The sequence below is a fragment of the Aquabacterium sp. A08 genome (genome assembly GCF_011742065.1).
Map to the genome: position 1 here is coordinate 1 of NZ_JAAQQT010000308.1, position 502 is coordinate 502.

At 74.7% G+C, this 502-nt stretch carries 1 protein-coding gene and 1 pseudogene; one reads left to right on the forward strand and one right to left on the reverse strand.

Features of this window, described 5'->3' with window-relative positions:
- Positions 1 to 251 (reverse strand): annotated as a pseudogene (locus HA630_RS01735) (hypothetical protein); the annotation flags it as partial.
- Between the two features lie 53 nt (positions 252 to 304).
- Between HA630_RS01735 and HA630_RS01740 the strand changes: the two are divergent.
- Positions 305 to 502: hypothetical protein (locus tag HA630_RS01740; protein ID WP_208299909.1), on the forward strand; the 198-nt coding region annotated here is incomplete at its 3' end.

Below are 502 nucleotides of genomic sequence, written 5' to 3' on the forward strand. Positions count from 1 at the left end.
GCCGGGGGCGGCACAGAGGCCGCAGGGGCGGTGGGCACAGCAGCCGGTGCGGGGGGCGGGGCTTGCTCGGTGGCGATGGCCGGCGCAGGGGGCGCGGGCGGCACGGCGGTCTCGGTGATCACCGGGGCCGGTACCGCAGGCGCCGGCACGGGCACGCTGGTTTCGGACGCCGGCAGGGCCGGGGTGGCCGCCTCGGGGGCAGCGGCCGGTTGCATCAGCCACCAGCCCAGACCGGCGCCACCGGCCAGCACCACCGCGCCGACCGCCAGCCACAGGCCCGTGCGCGAGCGTCCGCCCTCATCAGGTGCGATGCTGCTGGGCGCTGGAGCTGGAGCTGGAGCTGGAGCTGGGGCTGGAGCTGGAGCTGGAGCTGGAGCTGGAGCTGGAGCTGGAGTTGGAGCTGGAGCTGGAGTTGGAGCTGGTTCCGGTGCAGGTGCAGGTGCAGGTGCAGGTGCAGGTGCAGGTGCAGGTGCAGGTGCAGGTGCAGGTGCAGGTGCAGGTG